The following is a 17,633-nucleotide window of genomic DNA, read 5'->3' as shown; positions in this document are numbered from 1 at the left end:
CCGTGGCCTCGGGTTCGGCCTCCGCCCTGACCGCGGTCCTGGACGAACCCGCGCTGCCGCCGGACGTCCGCGACCGCGCCGCGATCCAGTACGCGCGCGTGCCGCACCGGTCTCCTGACAGGCTGGCGGACCTGGTGCGGGACGACCGTCTTGGCGCGGAGGCCCGTGGCGAGGCACGGCTCGCTCTCGGCACGATGCTGGTGCGCCGCCCCGGAAGTGTGGTGGCGGGGCAGACCGAACTCGCACTCGCCGTGGCGGATCTGGGCGAGGCACGAGCGGCACGCGCGATGGCGGTGCTGGCCGATCCCTCGCTGGGTACGCGGCCCGTCGCCGACCACCGGGAGTGGGCCGAGAAGGCGCTTCGCGTGAGCGACGACCCCGCGCTGCTCGCCGCGGTGAGGGCGACCCTGGTGCACACCGCCGACCACGAGCTGCCGGAGCTGGTGCGCCGCTCTCCCGGCGGGCCCCGCCTGGCCGACGCGCACCTGACGGTCGCACGCGCGTTGTGCTCCGCGGGCCACCCAGGCCGGGCGCGTGCCCATCTCCGCACCGCCCGGACGCTGTCGCACGAGAACGCGGGCGTCGGGCTCGAGCTGCTCCTGGACTGGTGCACGGGCAGGTGGACCGGCCTCGCCGAACGGGCGGAGGCGCGGCTGGACACGCTGCCGGACGCGGCGGAGGCCGCCCTGGTGCGAGCGCGGCTGGCCGTGGCCGCGGGGGAGTGGGCGACGGCCGAGACCTGGTTCCCCCGCACCGGTGTGGACACACCGGAGGAGGCGGTGACTCCCGTGGTGCTCGCCGCCTGTGCGTGCCGGATCCGGTCCTCACTCGACCGAGACGACCTCGCGGCGGCGGAGGTGACCGCCGACCGTGCCGCCGATCTCTTCCGCCGCAAGGAGAACTGGGCGTGGGCGACCGACGTCGTGCCCGCGGTCGTGCCGGCCTGGTTGCGGGCGGGACGACGCACCGAGGCCTACGACCTCGCCTGCGAACTCGCCGCCGTCGCGGCCCACCTCGACGCCCCGGCGCTGATCGTCGCGAGCCACGCGGCCACCGCCGCGGTGTGCGCGGCGGAAGGAGCACACGAACGCGCGCTGGACCATTGGGACCGGGCCCGCCAACACGCGGCCCGCATCGGCGCGCCGTACCTCGCGGCCGGCCACGCCGAGAACACCGTCCGGGCCCGCCTTCACCTGGGCGACCCCGCCGCCGCGGACACCTTGCTCGACGTCATCGCGCAGTACGACGAGCTCGGCGCGACCCGTGACGCCAACAGGGGACGCCTGCTGCTGCGCACCCACGGCATCGCCACCCACACCCGCCGGTGGCGCCGTGACGGTCCGCGCGTCCTCTCACCCCGTGAGCGCGACGTGGCCGATCTGCTGTCCCGGGACAGGTCCAACCAGGAAATCGCCGACACGTTGCTGCTGTCGTGCCGCACGGTCGAACACCACGTCGCGAGCGTGCTGCGCAAGCTGGGCGTCAAGTCGCGCCGCGAGGTCGCGCTGCGCGTTCGTCACGCGCGGCAGCCGGGCACCCAGTGAGGTTCGCGGGAGACGACGGTGGACAGCAGCGGACGGTCGGTGCACCGGCGCTGGTTCGTCGAGAGGATGTCGGCTCTGAGTTCCTGCAGGAACATGGCTCCCGGCAGCAGTGCCACGATTTCCCGCTGGCAGTGCACGCACTGGCTGCTGTGCAGCCGGAACTCCGCGGTTTCCTCCGGCGTGAGCATCTCGAGCAGGTAGCTGCCGGCTGAGACGATGTGGGGACAGGCGTCCTCGGACAAAACTCTCCTCCTGCGTGGCGGCGAAGGGGTGGACGAGCGGCGGCGTGTGGGGCAGGCCGCCGCCCGTCCCGGAATGGGCGACCCGGTGAGGGAGAGTGGGAGCAAACGGGTCGCCGGACGTTTCCGGTGCGCGTCAGCGCTCCGTCTTGGTGGGCTTTCCCGGGGAGTGGTCGGACTTGCCCGGCTTGTCGTCGAGCTGGCCGGCGCAGAAGGCGGGCACCTTGTCGGCGCCGCCCGCTGCCGTGATCAGGGCGCTGAACGCGGGGTTCTCGTGCGCCTTGCCGTGTTCGGATCCGGCGCCCGCCGTGTAGGCCTGGCACAGTCCCTTCAACGAAGGCGAGGGAGAGGCGCTGTTGTCCGGCTTCTTGTCCGGGGAGTTCGGCTTGTCCTTCGTCGTGACGGACGTCGTGGCGACGACGTTCGTGTCCGCGGCGGGCGCGGGTTCCTCGTGCCGTTGGCCTGGCAGCGTTCCCGCGGCGGCGGCCAGTGCGATGCCGCCGGCGGCGGCTGCCGCGACGGCGGCGATCTTCACTGTCAGCACGTTCGCCAGGGCGATCTTGAGCATCCGGGGTCTCCGTCGCTGAGGGGCGGTCGCGAGACGAGCGTCGCGGAACGCCACCACGGCGGCCTGCTCACCGGCCAGCTCGCGATCGCGGGCCGGGGCGGACGCCGCCGCGAGCAGGTCGCTCAGGCGCTCGTGTCCGGTGGCCCGCGTCCGGCCGTGCGCGTCGCGCAGCAGTCGCTCCGCGGTGCGCCGGCTGATGCGGCGGAATCGGTGGTCGCTCATCTCACGTCCTTCAGCGTCAGGGCCTCGTTTTTTGTCACTCCTGTGGTGTTTGCCCTGGTGGAGGCGTTGCTTCGAGGTGTGCGGCGAGGGTGCGCAGGCCGCGGTGCGCGGCGGTCCTGACGGCTCCCGGCCGCTTGCCGAGCACCTTGGCGGCGGCCTTCGCGTCCAGGCCGACGACCACCCGCAGCAGCACGGCCTCCGCCTGGTCCCTCGGCAGCCCGGCGATCAACGCGAGTGCCGCGTCGGTGGCCACGGAGTCGACCGCGGCCTGGGCGGTGTCCTCCGGCCCCGCGGGCTCGGCCACGTCCTCGACGGTCCCGTGCACGACCGGCCGCCGCTGCTGACGGCGCAGGTGGTCCATCGCGCGGTTGCGGGCGATCGTCGTCGCCCAGCCGCGGAACCCGTCGACGTCGCCGCGGAACGATCCCAGGTCCCGCGCGATCTGCAGCCAGGCGTCCGACGCCACGTCCTCCGCGTCCGCTCCCACCAGCACCTGGAGATAGCGCAACAGCTTCGGCTGAACGTCGCGGTAGAGGGCGCGGAAAGCGGCCTCGTCACCCCGTCGCGCCGCGGTCAGCGCCTCCTCGGCACCGGTGTCCGCAATGGACTTTCCCGCGCTCGACCGTCGCGGCGACCACACGACACCGGAGATCTCGCCGCTGTCGCCGAAGCCCGCCGCACTCTGCACGCGCGGCATCTTGAACGAAGGTCAGCTTCGTGCCAAGTCCTTGTCATCGAGCCCGATGTGGACTAACGGAGCGTTGACGACCTGCCGTTGGGCTCAACGGGCTGCGCCGGTCGACCCTGCCGCGATGCGTCCGTTCAGGGTAGCGCCTTCTTTGGTTGCCACGCCTGCCGAGGTCCTAACTGGACACCCACGGCCGCAGCCGGGGAAGCCAGCCGGGAACCGCGGCCCGGTACGTGTCGTACTGATCGCCGAACTGCCGGTGCAGGGCGGGTTCCTCGTGCCAGTGCACCATCGCCGTGAACGCGGCCGTCACCACGGCGGCGTAGGCGAACAGGACCAGCTGCCCCAGCACGAGCGCCTGCCCGACGATCAACGACAGCACGGCGAGGTACATCGGGTTGCGGACGTACCGGTAGAACCCGCCCACCACAAGGCGATCCGGCGGCGCGACGGGCGCGGGCGTGCCCAGCCCCTCCGCGGCGAACCGGGCGAACGACGAGATCAGCACCGCGAGCCCGGCGAGCAGCAGGAGTGCGCCGAGCACCCGCAGCGGTAACCAGAACGGCAGCGGCTCCTCCACCCGCCACCGGGTCAGCAGCCACGGGACGAGCCCGGCGACGCCACCGGGCGCCAGTACGAAGAACGCCGCGGAGCCGAGTGCCGCCTGTCGCCTCTCCATGGCGTACACCCTTACCCACGCGAACCACCGCAGGTAGCTCTGCGCCACGTCTTCCCGGCCGGATTCACCTGGTCGGGCTATCGGCTCCGGCCGCGATGGTCACGGTGCCGGAGACGACATGCCTGCGCGCATGGAATTTGGTCTCATTGGAGCAATGTTCTCGCCAAATGCGTTGGGCATCAATTCACGCTTGACATGTCCGGCTGATTTTCGATAGACAGGTCGGGCTGGATCTCGGCCGTTGGGGGCAATGAGGCGAGACTGTTCGGCACTTTCACTCGCGTGCACCTGCTGCATTGGGGCTGCAGCGGTTCTGTCTGATCAGCGGGTGTTTTCGGTGTTGCCTTCATCGGGGGAGTCGCGACCGAATTCGTAGTGAGTCGTGCAATTTTTGGGGGAATTGGATGAGACTGCGTGGATGGCGGCGCGCCGCGTTCGCGGCCGTCGCCGTGACAGCGCTCGTGGGTGGGGTGGCACCGGCGTACGGCCAGCCGGTGGAGCCCGCTCCGCAGGTGCGGACCTACCTGATCACCGGTCCGGACCTGGTGAACCACCCGGAGAAGGTGACCGAAACGCTGAAGAGGGACGGCAATCTGGACGCGTTGGGAATCAAACCGGATCCCGACAACGCCGCCAGGTCGATCCCGAGGACGGCCGAAACCGAGGATCCCGGCTACACGGTGGACAGCGCGGAATTCGACGGCGGCCGCAAGCCGCAGGACCCCTACCGTTACATCGACTACGCCCAATGTCAGGGCAACAACAGTGCGCCGACGCAGATCGGCTGGATCAAGAACAGGTTCTCCTACTGTCAGCGGCACCTGTTCGTGATCACGTACGACGACGTCAGCACCGGACTGGTCAGCACGGCCACCATCCGCGCCACCATCATCGGCTACGGCAAGATCGGCCCGCAGCCCGGCAGCGCCACGACCCGGTACGCGGACTTCGACTTCACCGCCGAGGTCCTCGAACCGAACGGCATCTTCCTCGACCCGCGCAGCGACATGGAGATCACCATCGAGTGCGCGGGCCGGTACCGGCGTGACATCGACCTCGATGACGACGACGCGTGCTATCCCAACGACGACCTGGAGAGCCACGAGAAGAGCTTCATCGGGTGGGAGCTGGACCCGGTGGCGCGCTACCAGCTGCTCTCCGACGGTCAGCGTCCCGACCCGAGGTGGGGCGAGCAGATCGCCCAGGGCGTCTTCCACTTCGAGTACGAGTTCGACTTCCCCGGCCCGAACACCCCGGCCAGCAAGAAGACCTGGGAAGGCGGGCTGCGGTTCGACAGCGCCGACTACCTGTGGGACAAGCAGGGCAGCATCTTCGACCGCGCCGTGCCGGGCATCGGCTACTCGAAGACCGACCAGAAGATCGCGCGGCACGCGAAGTTCGTCGACGAGTCACGGGCGAACCCGAGCGCTTCCTGGCCGGCCAAGGCCGGCAAGAAGCTCCTCGGCGGCAGCCCGTTGCACGCCGACAGCTTCCACCGCGTCGCCCGCGCCAAGGGGCACGACCTGATCATCGAACAGAACCGCAGGGTGAAGGACCGAGCCTGCGGCGCGGCGGGCATGCCGGCCCCGTTGCCCGACGAGACCGCCCCGTACGACTGCGACGAGTACGGGTACGCCACGACCTACGAGGGCGCCGCGGGCTGGCGTGATCCCGGAGGCATCATCGACCCGAACAAGTACAAGGACGAGTTCGCCGTCCGCTGGGTGAACAGGGACCACAACCAGGAGGCCGGCCGGCGCCTGAACGCGTTCTACGAGACGCACCGGCTGCTCGACGTGGACCGCTGGAACCCGCAGTGGAACAAGGAGCTCGACCCGAACGACCAGGAGCGCTTCTGGGTTCCGATCACTCCCTAGGATCGACCGGGTGGTGTCCGGCGGCCGAGCCGGGCACCACCCGCCCTCCCGACGAAAGGTGTTCGGCGTGACCGTGGAACAGTCCTGGCAGCGGATCACGGCAGCGTTGTCGTCGCACGCACCGGCCACCGCCAGGGAGATCCGCCCACCGGCACCCGCCGGGGACGTCGAGGCTCTGCAACGCCTGGTGGGCCTGGACTTCCCGGCGGACGTGCTGGAGTGGTGGTCCATCACGGACGGCATCGACGACGAACGTGACTTCGGCGGCAACCGGGACGGGCGCCTGGTTCCTGACGGCTACGTCCCGCTCGGCGTGCGGCGCGCCGCGGAGGAGTACCGCAGGCAGGCGGAGTTGCCGGACCAGGACTGCTGCGACCCCGGCCGCGCGCACCGGAAGTCCGCCGGTGACACGGGATTCCCCTACTGCACCGCGCTGCTTCCGCTGTGCAGGGACAGCGGGGGCGGCCTGCTCTGCGTCGACCTGCGTGACGGCGAGGACCGCGGCTGGATCATGCGGTGGTCCGCCGACGAGGGCTACTTCCCGTCGGACTGGGCGAGCGTGACCGACGTGCTGGCCGAGATCGCCGACCGGCTCGAACAAGAACCCGTCCCCACCGAGGGCGGAGCGCTCGTCTGGCCCTGACAGACGCCGTGTATCGGCGATGTATCGGCCGTGGATGTCCCCTCGAGAAGCTGCGAGAGCAGGGCAGTTCTTGTGAAAAGGGGATCTTCATGCGGTTCACGAAAATGACGGCCGCGGTCGTCGGCCTGCTGGGCGCGGCGCTGATCAGCACGGCCGCTCCGGCCGGTGCGACCGGCGCGGAGGCGTTCAGCCAGGACGTCGAGATCGCGCAGCCGTGGCTCGAGGACACGGCCACCGCGCCCGCCCTCGACGGCGACATCACCATCCAGCAGACGGCGGCCGGCGCCATCAAGTGGATGTCCGACCGCCGCGGCAGCACCGCGTACGAGGGCTACTGCGAGCGCGCGGTGCGGCTCGCGTGGGCCCGGCAGACGCACCACGCCTCGGCGATCGAGCACTGGCGGTCCTCCGACGGTGCCCGCCACACCACCGGCACGCCGCCCAAGGGCGCGTTCGTCTTCTGGAACACCAGCCAGTACGGGCACGTGGGCATCGCCGACGGCGCCGGTGGCTTCTGGTCGACCAGCGTCGGCGGCAAGATCGGCCACGGCAGCTCGCTCGGCTACTTCCGCAACTACCTCGGCTGGAAGTACGGCAACAGCAACTGATCCAGTGCACCCGCCGCGCGCGCCAACGTGCGCAGCGCGGCGGGTTCGCCTTCCCTGTTGCCGGTGCGGCGATATGTTTCCAGCGCTTGTTCCACCAGGTCGTGTGCCGCCTGCGGGTGACCGTTCGAGATCAGCGCCTCGGCGAGCTCGACCTGGGCGAACGCCGTGCACCGCTCGTCGGTGAGGTCCATCAGGATCGTCACGGCCCGGCGCGCGCTGACCAGCTCCGCCTCGTGTTCACCCGTGCTGCGGTGGAGGGTCGCGAGGCGGACCAGCACGAGCGCTTCCCGGTGCGTGTCACCGAGGTCGGCGGCGAGTTGCCGGGCACCGGTGAGCCACTCCCGCGCCTGTTCGACCGAGCCGAGGGCGCCGTGGACCGCGCCGATCGACGCTCGCACGTGTGCGACGGAGTGCAGGTCTCCCGCGGACTCCAGCAGCCGCAACGCCTCGGTGTAGCAGGCCATCGATCGCTCGTACTCCGCCCGCAGCCGGTGGATCACACCGACTCCGGCGATCGCGGTTCCCTGGCCGCGTTCATCGCCCACCGCGCGGTAGAGTTCCCGCGCCGCAAGCATGTCCCGCTCGGCCTCGGCGAACTCGTCGCGGTAGATGTGCACCTGGGCGATGCCGCGCAGCAACACCGCCTCGCCCGCCCTGTTGCCCGCCGTGCGAACACAGGGCAGGGCCCGCGCGTGCGTCCGAGCCCAGTCCTCGTAGTGGCTGTGGAGGTCGAAGAACGGCACGCAGGCCGCCGCGAGCTGCCACGCGAGCTCGTCGAACCCCGCTGCCGCCGCGATGTCGACCGCCCCGCACAAGGTGCGCCGCTCCGCCTCGAACCACGCGACCGGCTCGGCGAGCAGGTGTTCCGGTGCCGCCACGCGGTCGACGTCGGCGATCGTCGTGCCGAACGTGACCGGCAACCGGCGTGCCGCCGTGACCGCGAGCCACAGCCACGCCCGCAGCATCCGCTCCACAGTGGACAGCCGGTCGGGCAGCGAGCGGGCCAGCTCCAGGGCGTGGCAGCGCAGGAGGTCGTGCAGCCGGTACCGGGGCTGGCCGATGCCGTCGGCGCCGCAGGACTCGAGCAGGCCGGCGTCGACCAGCCCGTCGAGCAGGTGTTCGCTGCCCGGCTCGTCGAGCAGCGTGTCGACCACCCAGCCGGGGAAGTCGTGCGGCCCCGGCAACGCCAGCCGCACGAACGCGCGGAACTCCTGCTCGGGGAGCTGCCGGATGCTGAGGTCGAAACTCGCGCGCACCGCCAGTTCACCGGAGCTCAGCTCGCGCAACCGGGTCGACTCGTCGACCAGCCGCTCGCGCAGCACCTGCATCGACCACCCGCTGCGCCCCGCCAGCCGTGCGCCGGCCACCCGGATCGCGAGCGGAAGGTGTCCGCACGCCAGCGCGATCGCCGCGGCCTCGTCCGGCTGGGCGCTCACCCGGTCCTCACCCGCGATGCTCGCGAGCAGCTCGGCGGCCTCCTCCGGCTCGAACGGCCGCAGCTCCACCTGCAGGGCGCCGGGCAGTTCGGACAGCCTGCGCCTGCTCGTCACCAGGACCGCGCACCCGGCGTCACCCGGCAGCAGCGGCACGACCTGGCTCACCGAGGCGGCGTCGTCGAGCACCACGAGCACCCGGCGTCCGGCCAGGCGGGAACGGTAGAGCGCGGCACGGGCGGTGAGCTGCGAGGGCAACCCGGCACCGGTGATTCCCAAGGCGTGCAACAGTTCCGTGAGCACGTCGCCCGCATCGCGCGGCTGCTCGGCCGTGCCGCCGAGGTCGACGTACAGCTGACCGTCCGGGAAGTGATCGCCGACCAGGTGCGCCACCCGGATCGCGAGCGTCGACTTGCCGACACCGGGCGGCCCGGTCACACCCGCCACCGGAGCGGACACCGAACCGCGCCGCAACGCCCTCACGAGCGCCTCGGTTCCCCCGGCACGGCCGCAGAAATCGGACACCGACGGCGGCAACTGCCTGATCGGCGCGGAAGCCGGTTCACCGCGCAGCACCGCGAGCTGGGCGTCCCGCAACGCCGGTCCCGGCTCCAGGCCGAGCTCGTCGGCGAGCCGCGCGCGCATGTCCGCGTAGACCTGCAGCGCCTCGGCACGTCTGTTGTCCTGCCGCAACGCGATCACGAGCTGTCCGCACACGCTCTCGCGGTACGGGTGCGCCGCCAGCAACGCCCGCAGCTGGGGGATCGCGGCGGCACTGTCGCCCCGCTCCACCTGCAACGCGAGCCGGTGCTCGGTGGCCGCCAGCCGGGCCTCCTCCAGCCTGGCGATCGCGGGCGTCCACGCGTCGTGGTCCGGCAGGTCCTCCAGCGGACGGCCGCGCCACAGGGATTCGGCCTGGCGCAACAACTCCAGGGCGGCGTCGGGCCTGCGGCGGGCGTCGGCGACCAGCTCGTCGAACAACAACGCGTCGAGCTCCTGCGGCGACACGGCCAGCACGTAGCCGGTGCCGTGGGTGCGCAGGTGATCGTCGAGGACCTGCCGCAACCGCCAGACGTACGTGCGGACGTTCGACACGACCGACCGCGGCCGGGACACCGGCCACAGCGCCTCGACGAGCTGGTTGAGCGACACACCGGTGTTCGCATGCAGCGCGAGGTGTGCGAGCAGCGCCCGCTGCTTGACGCCACCGAGGCTTTCCGCGCGGTCGCCCCGCCAGACCTCGAGCGGGCCCAGCACCCGCACGCTCAACGCGCTGATGGCTCCTCCGATCGTCGGGCCTCAGCGCGGCAGGATAGTGGCGGCTACCCCGCTCTCGTGCCGGTTTCCGCTGTTTCCGGTGCGATCTGCGCCTGCAGCAGACCTTCGACGCCACGCAGGAACGTCTCGCAGACGACCTCCGCGTCGGACAGGCAGCCGGACGCCATGGCGCCGTCGCGCAGCATCACGAAGTGCCGTGCGGCCGGCTCGGCGGACGCTGCCCGGATCTGGGTGAACAGCTCGGTGACGGTGGTCTGGAACCACTCGCGGTGGGCGAGCACGGCCCGGTGCACCGGGTGCTCGGGATCCGGGTACTCCGCGGCGGCGTTGAGGAAAGCGCATCCCCGGAACTCCGGTGACCGGATGCCCCCGGCGATGGCCCGGCTCAGCTCCCGCACGGTGTCGGCGGGGGAGTGGCCGCGGGCGGCGGCCTGCTCCGCCTGCGCGCGCATGGCCGCGTCGGCCTCGTTCAGGTAGGCGACGACGAGCTCCTCCTTGCCCAGGAAGTGCCGGTACAGGGTCGCTCTCGTGACCTGCGCCTCCTCGACGATGCGATCTATGCCGACGGAGTGGATGCCCTCGGCGTAGAAGATCTTGAGGGCCGTGTTGAGCAACCGGGTCCGCGCCTCGGACGGCCGGCCCGTCTGCTGGGTGCGCGCCATGGCGCCGACTCTAGCGGATAGAACGTTCGGTCTTGACGAATCGGCACCCGGCCGTCAGGGTGGAATGAGGTAGAACGTTCGGTCTCTTTGGCTGGACGTCGTCGAAAGGATCTCCATGACCGCCGTTGCCTCTTCCGCCCCGACCGCGTCCGCACTGCGCAGGCTGTACTTCGTCCGGTTCGGGTTCGCCGTCGTCTGGGCCGCCCTGCTCTTCGTGACCAGGTCGGAGCTCGGGCCGGTCAGCGTCGCCCTGCTGGTGCTGTACCCGTTGTTCGACGTGGCCGCCGCCGTCGTGGACGCTCGCTCGTCCCGCGCCACCGGTCCGGTTCGCGGGTTGTACCTGAACATCGCGATCAGCCTGCTCGCGGCGGCCGGCCTGGCCGTGGCCGGCGCGTCGGGGGTGCCCGCGGTGCTGCGGGTGTGGGGTGCCTGGGCGATCGTCTCCGGGCTGGTGCAGCTGTTCGTGGGCGTGAGCCGGCGCGGGATGGGCGGGCAGTGGCCGATGATCCTCAGCGGCGGCATCTCCGTGCTGGCCGGGTCGTCGTTCATCGCGATGGCGTCCGCGGAGGGTGCGTCGTTCGCCAACCTCGCCGGCTACGCGACCATCGGCGGCATCTTCTTCCTGGTCTCCGCATTGCGCCTGGGACGTGTCACAGCCTGAGCCGCTGCCTTGTCCGGGCTGAGATCGCCGCGGGCACGGCGATCTCAGCCCGCGCCCATCAGGGCAGCGTCACGAACGGGCGCAGGAAGTCCCTCGCGCCAGGGGTGTCCAGCCGGTAGACGACGTTCGTCGCGTAGCACGGCGTGTCACCCGTGATCGTGGTGGCCGCGAGCGTCAGCTTGCCGTTGATCGTGGCGAAGTTCGGGCCACCGGAGTCGCCGTAGCAGGCACCGCCGTTGCCCTGCGGCGCGGTCATGGCGAGCCGCACCCAGGAGTTGTTCAGCGCGTCGAAGGTCACCGGCGCCTTCATCCGCACGCCACCACCGGGGTGGGTGTGCCCGCCGGGGCCGCGACGGGCCTCCTGCGTGCCGTAGCCGGCGACCAGCCAGGGCGTGTCGTTCAGCCCTTGCGGGCCCAGCTCTCCCAGGCGGTTCGCGGTGGGCAGCGTCGCCGGGGTGAACGTCCACCGCGCCCTCATCTGCTGGGCGGGCACCTCGATGACGGCGATGTCGTGCGTGTCCGCGGCCGGACCGGGGTAGGCGGGATGGGTGTGGGCGGTGCCCTGCACCCCGACCGCGGCGGCGATCTGCGCCGGTGTGCCCGTGGCGTTGTCCAGCGCGGTCTGGACGTCCTGGTGCAGCGAGACGTAGAACTTCACGTTCGCCGGCCAGTCGCTGGTGCAGTGCGCGGCGGTGAGGAACGTGTCGGTGTCGATCATCGTTCCGCTGCAGACCCAGTCGACGCGGTCCGGGGTCGCCGGGTTGTCGTCGTTGTCCCAGGTCGCGATGAGGGCACCGACCTCGGTGCGTTCCGGTGCCGGGGTGGCGTTGTAGGAGTTGATCGCTGACGCGGGCAGTGCGGACACCGCGAGCAATGCGGCGGCGATCGCTGTCGTGCTCATCAAACGCATGCTGAAGCTCCTTCGACGGCGTGCGCGGATTCAACCTCCGCGCACGCCGCGGCGACAGCATTCACAGATGACGCGGGCTTCGGCCGAGGATCAGATCCAGGCGAGATCGGACGAGGTCACCGCGGGTTCGCCACCGGCGTCGGTGAACGCGGTCAGCGCGTCGACGAGCCCGCGGCGTTCGTCGGGCGACATCTTCGCCACGATCCGGCCGATCGCCGCACGCCGCCGGCTGGTCACCCCGCGCACCACGCGGCGGCCCTCGTCGGTCAGGTCGAGGACGACCTCGCGGCGCGTCGCGGGGTTGGGCAGGCGCGTGACCATCCCGGTCGCCACCAGCCGGTCGATCATGCGCGTCGCGGTGGACGGGTTGACGTCCAGCAGCTCGGCGAGCGAGCTGGTCCTCATCGCGCCCCTGCTGTCGAGGATGACGAGCACCCGGAACTGCGGCAGCGTGATCGTCTCCTCGACCGCCGCGAGCGAGCGCGCGGACACGGCGACCAGGAGGCGCGACGCGGTCAGCACGGCGTCGGTGAGCGCGTCGACGTCGTTCACGCCGACCTCGGACCGGGTCATCCCACTGTTGTACCGCAACCGCAGTGGTGCACCCCACTTCGCACTGGCGGGTGAGAGTGAGGTGCGGGAGCCTGGGCCGTGATCACCGCGTGAGAGCTGGGGGCTCCGATGGGGAAGACGATCGTCGCGCTGCAGTCGAAGCAGCCGTTCACCGTCGCACCGGCCGTGGCGTTCCCTTCAGAGGAATTCGACGTCGTCGTGCTGACCGACGGCCCGGCGGACGCGGTGTTGCGCGAGGACGTCACCGGTCCCGCGCCCGAGATCACCGTGCTGGACCGCGAGAAGTGGCTGGAACACCTGCGCGCTGTCGAGGGTCAGATCGAGGTCGTGACGAACGACGAGTACTGCCTGGCCGAGTGCGCGCGGCTGCGGGCGGAGCTCGGCCTCGCGCCCCGGCACCCCGAGCGGCCCGCCGCGTACCTGGACAAGGTCGTGATGAAACGGCTGCTCGCGGCCGGTGGTGTGCGGGTGCCGCGGTTCCACGCCTTCGAACCCGTCGTCACCGCCAGGGCGGCCGACTGCTGGTCGAGGAGATCGGCCTGCCCGCGGTGGCGAAACCGCGTCAGGAGGCGAACTCCCGCGGCATCACGATCCTGCGCACGCCCCAGGACGTGCGCGACTGGCTGGCCGCGCACGACGGCGAGACCGGCTGGCAGGTCGACGAGTTCGTCGACGGCACCCTGCACCACGTCAACGCGCTGGTGCGGGACGGCCGGATCACCCCGGTGCAGGTGGGGCGGTACCTGGGCCCGCTGCTCGGTCTCGACGCCGGCCGCACCCTCGGCGGTGCGACCGAACAGGAGTCGCCGTTCACCGCGGCCGCGCACGAGCTGAACGAGCGCGTGATCCACGCGTTGGGCAGCAGGGGAAGTTTCGTCGTGCACACCGAGTTCGCGAGGAACCGCGACGGCGAACTGGTGGTGCTGGAGGTCGCCGGCCGCGCACCGGGCGCGCTCGTGTCGGAGCTGGCCCGGCTGCACGCCGGGGTGAACCTGGAGGTGGCGAACCTCAGGATGCAGGCGGGGCTGCCCGTGCCCGAGCCGGTCGGGCAGGACGTCCAGGCCGCCTGGCTGTGGCCGCCGGTCATGCCGGGCACGAGGTTCCGCGAGCCGGGCCCCGACCTGAGCGGCCTCAAGAGCTCGTACGAGGTGCACGTCCGCCGGGCCGGCCGGGAGGGGAACCAGTCCGGCGGCGGGCTGATCGGAGCGTCGGTGCTGTTGTGGCACCGCGATTCCGGCCAGCTCGCCGACGACGTCGAACGTGCTCGTGACCTGACCTGGTTCAGCTAGGGCACCACCACCGGGCACGCGGTGGCGCCGCTCGTCGTGCAGGTGATGCGGCCGACGATCGCCGGGCTGATCGGCGAGTTCGCGGCGACGTGGTCGGCCAGGACCTGGTCCATGATCTCCCTCGTGGTCGCGCGGCTGGAGAAGTTCGGGTAGCCGTCGCCGCCGTTGGACATGAAGTCGTTGTCCGCCAACGAGTACGTCGCCGCGGCCGTCAGGTCCACCGGCGCACCGGTGCACGACCCGTCGAGGGCCTGTCGCACCGCCGACACCACGCGCGACCCGGCGGGAGAGGAGATGTCGTAGGTGAAGCAGAGCCCGGACACCTGGGCGAAGCGCCCGTTGACGGCCGGCATCTGCGAGACACCGTTCTCCAGCATGGTCTTCAGCTCTGCGCCGTTGACGGTCAGCGTCGTCGCGACGTTGCCGAACGGCAGCACGCCCAGCACCTGGCCGCGCGTGATCGGGTACGGCGGCGGGGTGAACGCCGGGCAGAAGTCGTTCGGGTTGTCCGTCGCCGGGCACGTCAGGTCGGCGCGCAGACCACCGGAGTTGGTGATGGCGAAGTCCACGCCGTACCTGAGCCGCAGCGCGTCGGTGACCGTGTTGCCCACCAGCGACTCACAGGTGCGGCCCGCGCTCTGACCGCACGCGTCGGCACGCGGGATCACGCGGGTCGACGCACCGATCACCGTGCTCAGGACCGGTGCCAGTTGCGCGTTGAGGTCGTTGATGCGGGCCTGGATCGCGGGGTCGGCGGTGATGCCGATGTCCCACGGCTTGTGGAAGTCCGCGGTCTTGTAGACGACCTTCTTGGCGTTGGTGTCGACGACCAGCCGCACTCGGGTGAACCGGATGCCCTTGCTGCGGTTCTCCGTCAGCAGCACGCCGTTCGACCGCGTCGCGACGACCTGGAAGTCGGTGTGGTCGCCCAGCACCGCGTCCACGTTGGACACGTTGTCGGCCAGGTTCACCACCGGGCCGGTCGGAGCGGTGAGAGTGCCCGCCGTGGCGCCGAGGTGGCCGAGCGCCACGATCGCGTTGACACCGCGGGACTTCAGCCGTGCGGCTTCCGCGTTCACCGCGGCCGTCGAGTTGGTCAGCTGGAACGGGGCGATCGCGCCGGGCGCGGTCAGGTCCAGCAGGTCGTCGTTGGAGAAGCCGACGACGCCGAGCTTGACGCCGCCGAAGACGTCCACGACGGCCGACGGCGCCCACTCGGCAGGGGTCCTGCCCTTCGCGTCGACGATGTTGGCCGAGAGGAACCTGTACTGCGCCAGCGGGATCAGGGTCTGCCGGAGATAGGCCTGGCCCTTGTCGAAGTTGTGGTTGCCGAGGCCGTCGAACGTGAAGCCCATGGCGTTCATCAGCTCGATGGTCGGTTTGTCGCCGAAGAACGCGGAGATCGGCGGGGTGGCGCCCACGGAGTCGCCGCCCGCGACGGTGATCGAGCCGTTGGTGGCCTCCGCGCGGTACACGTCGAACCACGGCTTCAGGAACGCCGAACCACCGATGCCGAACGCCGGGTCCGTGCCGCCCGCCACCGTGTCGGCGGTCTCGGACAGCGGCACCAGCTGGCCGTGGTAGTCGCTGATGTTCAACACGGTCAGCTCTTTCAGCGCGCCCGGTTGCGGCAGCAGCGAGTACAGGACGCGGCCACGCGCGTTCTGCGGGCCGGGCACGCCGAGCAGCAGCGCCATGGTCGGCGCCAGATCGATCGCCCGGACGCCGGCGAGCGGACGCTGCTTGCGGATACCGGGACCGGCGGCGACGAAGACCGCGTGCATGTTGACGCCGTGCGCCAGGTCCACCAGGTCGGGCAGGTAACCGTGCTGGCCGAAGAACTGGCTGAACGCGATCTGCTGGCCGGGAGTCGCCGCGTCGAACTGGTACGGCGGACGGGTCACCACGACCACGTCACCCGAGCGCGACGGGTGCAGCGAGTCGGAGCCGTCGACGTTGCGCAGCTCCTCCTTCTTCATCACCTTCTGCACGACCTGCTTGCCGTTGTGCGTGATCCCGCTGAAGGCGTTGATGATCTGGGTGCGCACGGCCTCGTAGTCGGCCGCGGGCACCACACCGCCCGGATCACGGCCGGCGAGCGAGATGTAGATCTGCGCTGTGCCACCGGCGTAGCAGGCCTTGGCCTTGGTGACGCCACCGGTGCGGCAGTTGCCGGCCTGCTCGGTCTGCTGCAGGCCCGCGTCGGCGAGCACCTTGCCCGCGTTGAGCGCGTACCACTGCGGCGCGAACCCGTGGTCGCTGGCCGCCATCGTCGTCGGGTTGCCGCCCATCAACGCGCGAGTGCGCGCGAGCTTGGCGTCCGCCTCGTGGTAGGCCGCGCGCAGGTACCCCTCGCGGATCGCCAGGCGGTTGTCCTTCACGCCGTCGCCGTTGACGTCGTCGAAGTACGGGTTCGCCGCACCGTCCATGTCGGTGGGCACGGTGAGCCCGAAGAACTGGTGCGAGAACTCGTCGGTCACCGGGTAGCCGACCTGCGCGAGCTGGGTGTCCGGCTGCAGCGTGCCCAGGACGTAGTCGAGCACCGCGTCGCCGTACGCCTTCTCCAGGTCAAGGCCCTGCTGGACGTAGGTGTCCTCGTCGATGATCCGGGCCTCGAGCGGCGCGAAGTCCGCGGCCACCGCGGTCGGCGCGTTCTCCGCGAGGTACTTCTCCAGCCGGTCCTCCCCGGCGCCACCCGCGGGCAGCGCGGTGCACGCCGCCGTGGCGCACGTGGCGATCAGGCGCTCGACCGAGGTGAAGTACAGCTTGAACGACGACAGGTCGGGCGCGAGGCCGATCAGCTTCGTGTAGAAGCCCGCCGCCTGCCCGGCCCGTGCGCCGATCAGCCCGTCCGCACCGCGGAGCTTGACCTCCTTGAAGTCGCCAGGCGACAGCGACACGGCCTGCGAGGCGTTCTTGCCCGCGCCCGTCGGTGTCAGCAGCACGCGGTCGTACGCCGCGGTCCCGTCGGCGTTCGCGTCGAACACGTAGAGGTCGTAGGTGCGCGTGGGGTTCTGCGCCGCGGACGTCGTCGCGATGGTCAGGACCGTCTGTTGCGGCGGTGCCGCGGGATCACCGGCGGGCACGCCGGTCCAGCCGTCGGCCGGGCTGAACGCGGCGACCTGGTACGACAGCCCGAACGCCGCCGCGCCCGCCTGCTCGTCCGGCACGACCGGCGCCGTCAGCACGCCGCGCGTGGAGAAGAAGGTGGCGAAGTCCACGGTCGGGCCCGCGATCTTCGCGGCCGCCCCGCCGACCCAGTCGATCTGCGCGACCTTCTTGCCCGCGCGTTCGGCACTGGCGGCCAGCGTGTCCGCCTGCAGCACCCCGTTGGCGGAGAACGACGTGCGGTTGGTGAAGTTCGGCTCGCCGATGCGGTGGAACGTGTTGTTCGTCGAACCGTGCTCACCGGGATAGGTGCCGGTGGCCATCGTGTGCCAGCCGACGCCGGTGTTGGGCGGGAACGCCTGAACCATGCCGTTGACGCCCTTGACACCGTCGGCCATCAGCTTCGCGTAGGTGGGCATGGCGCCCGCGGCGGCGTACTTGTCGACCAGGTCGGGCCGCATGCCGTCCGAGGCGAAGAGCACCGCCCGCGACGCGGCGCCTGCGGAGGGTGCGGCCGCGGCGGTGACGGGAGGGGACACGACCACGAGCGGAACGACGGCGGCCAGGGCGAACACGCGGATGCGGCGCATGGCAGATCCCTCCAGGTACCTGCCCCGACCCGCCCAAAGCTTAGGTCCGTCCGGGCGTGCT

The 17,633-nt window shown here is 71.1% G+C and carries 16 protein-coding genes; 6 read left to right on the top strand and 10 right to left on the bottom strand.

What is annotated here, in order from left to right; translation table 11 throughout:
- The first annotated feature begins 2 nt into the window (after positions 1-2).
- Positions 3-1,544, top strand: a complete 1,542-nt coding sequence (locus tag IEZ09_RS03065; RefSeq protein ID WP_189251941.1) for a helix-turn-helix domain-containing protein — start codon at positions 3-5, stop codon at positions 1,542-1,544.
- Here the strand turns inward: IEZ09_RS03065 and IEZ09_RS03060 are convergent.
- From IEZ09_RS03060 to IEZ09_RS03045, 4 genes are all read right to left on the bottom strand, one after another.
- Complete coding sequence (locus IEZ09_RS03060) at positions 1,517-1,786, bottom strand: hypothetical protein (protein WP_189251940.1); 270 nt, start codon at positions 1,784-1,786, stop codon at positions 1,517-1,519. The two genes, IEZ09_RS03065 and IEZ09_RS03060, sit on opposite strands and share 28 nt — an antisense overlap.
- A 133-nt stretch (positions 1,787-1,919) precedes the next feature.
- Entirely contained in the window at positions 1,920-2,573 is a 654-nt protein-coding gene (locus tag IEZ09_RS03055; protein WP_189251939.1) for a hypothetical protein, read from the bottom strand.
- Positions 2,574-2,607: 34 nt separating this feature from the next.
- A complete protein-coding gene (locus tag IEZ09_RS03050) occupies positions 2,608-3,270 on the bottom strand; it encodes an RNA polymerase sigma factor (RefSeq protein WP_189251938.1) in 663 nt (220 codons plus the stop codon).
- A 166-nt stretch (positions 3,271-3,436) separates the two neighbouring features.
- Complete coding sequence (locus IEZ09_RS03045) at positions 3,437-3,940, bottom strand: methyltransferase family protein (RefSeq protein WP_189251937.1); 504 nt, start codon at positions 3,938-3,940, stop codon at positions 3,437-3,439.
- A gap of 404 nt (positions 3,941-4,344) precedes the next feature.
- Here IEZ09_RS03045 and IEZ09_RS03040 point away from each other — a divergent pair, with 404 nt between their 5' ends.
- The 3 genes from IEZ09_RS03040 to IEZ09_RS03030 all read left to right on the top strand — a co-directional run bounded on the left by IEZ09_RS03040 (position 4,345) and on the right by IEZ09_RS03030 (position 7,068).
- Complete coding sequence (locus IEZ09_RS03040; RefSeq protein ID WP_189251936.1) at positions 4,345-5,817, top strand: hypothetical protein; 1,473 nt, start codon at positions 4,345-4,347, stop codon at positions 5,815-5,817.
- A 67-nt stretch (positions 5,818-5,884) separates the two neighbouring features.
- Complete coding sequence (locus IEZ09_RS03035; RefSeq protein WP_229812201.1) at positions 5,885-6,460, top strand: SMI1/KNR4 family protein; 576 nt, start codon at positions 5,885-5,887, stop codon at positions 6,458-6,460.
- An 89-nt stretch (positions 6,461-6,549) separates the two neighbouring features.
- On the top strand, positions 6,550-7,068 hold the full coding sequence (locus tag IEZ09_RS03030) for a hypothetical protein (RefSeq protein WP_229812200.1): 519 nt from the start codon (positions 6,550-6,552) through the stop codon (positions 7,066-7,068).
- Here the strand turns inward: IEZ09_RS03030 and IEZ09_RS03025 are convergent.
- On the bottom strand, positions 7,035-9,764 hold the full coding sequence (locus tag IEZ09_RS03025) for an AfsR/SARP family transcriptional regulator (protein WP_229812227.1): 2,730 nt from the start codon (positions 9,762-9,764) through the stop codon (positions 7,035-7,037). The two genes, IEZ09_RS03030 and IEZ09_RS03025, sit on opposite strands and share 34 nt — an antisense overlap.
- Positions 9,765-9,823: 59 nt before the next feature.
- On the bottom strand, positions 9,824-10,441 hold the full coding sequence (locus IEZ09_RS03020; RefSeq protein WP_189251934.1) for a TetR/AcrR family transcriptional regulator: 618 nt from the start codon (positions 10,439-10,441) through the stop codon (positions 9,824-9,826).
- 115 nt (positions 10,442-10,556) lie between these two features.
- Here IEZ09_RS03020 and IEZ09_RS03015 point away from each other — a divergent pair, with 115 nt between their 5' ends.
- A complete protein-coding gene (locus tag IEZ09_RS03015) occupies positions 10,557-11,102 on the top strand; it encodes a hypothetical protein (RefSeq protein ID WP_189251933.1) in 546 nt (181 codons plus the stop codon).
- A 58-nt stretch (positions 11,103-11,160) separates the two neighbouring features.
- Here the strand turns inward: IEZ09_RS03015 and IEZ09_RS03010 are convergent, their stop codons facing one another.
- The 3 genes from IEZ09_RS03010 to IEZ09_RS03000 form a co-directional block, all read right to left on the bottom strand.
- The gene (locus IEZ09_RS03010; protein ID WP_229812199.1) at positions 11,161-12,003 is read right to left on the bottom strand and encodes a trypsin-like serine protease; all 843 of its coding nucleotides are present in this window, start codon (positions 12,001-12,003) and stop codon (positions 11,161-11,163) included.
- Positions 12,004-12,102: 99 nt separating this feature from the next.
- On the bottom strand, positions 12,103-12,585 hold the full coding sequence (locus tag IEZ09_RS03005) for a MarR family winged helix-turn-helix transcriptional regulator (RefSeq protein ID WP_189251931.1): 483 nt from the start codon (positions 12,583-12,585) through the stop codon (positions 12,103-12,105).
- A 177-nt stretch (positions 12,586-12,762) separates the two neighbouring features.
- A complete protein-coding gene (locus IEZ09_RS03000) occupies positions 12,763-13,068 on the bottom strand; it encodes a hypothetical protein (protein WP_189251930.1) in 306 nt (101 codons plus the stop codon).
- A 65-nt stretch (positions 13,069-13,133) separates the two neighbouring features.
- Here IEZ09_RS03000 and IEZ09_RS02995 point away from each other — a divergent pair, with 65 nt between their 5' ends.
- Positions 13,134-13,874, top strand: coding sequence for an ATP-grasp domain-containing protein (locus tag IEZ09_RS02995; RefSeq protein WP_189251929.1), 741 nt, complete (start codon positions 13,134-13,136; stop codon positions 13,872-13,874).
- Here the strand turns inward: IEZ09_RS02995 and IEZ09_RS02990 are convergent.
- On the bottom strand, positions 13,871-17,572 hold the full coding sequence (locus tag IEZ09_RS02990) for a 5'-nucleotidase C-terminal domain-containing protein (protein WP_189251928.1): 3,702 nt from the start codon (positions 17,570-17,572) through the stop codon (positions 13,871-13,873). The two genes, IEZ09_RS02995 and IEZ09_RS02990, sit on opposite strands and share 4 nt — an antisense overlap.
- Positions 17,573-17,633: the final 61 nt, after the last annotated feature.

It is taken from the genome of Lentzea flava (assembly GCF_014648475.1).
Taxonomy (GTDB): Bacteria; Actinomycetota; Actinomycetes; order Mycobacteriales; family Pseudonocardiaceae; genus Lentzea; species Lentzea flava.
This window is presented reverse-complemented; position numbering and strand designations above follow the sequence as displayed.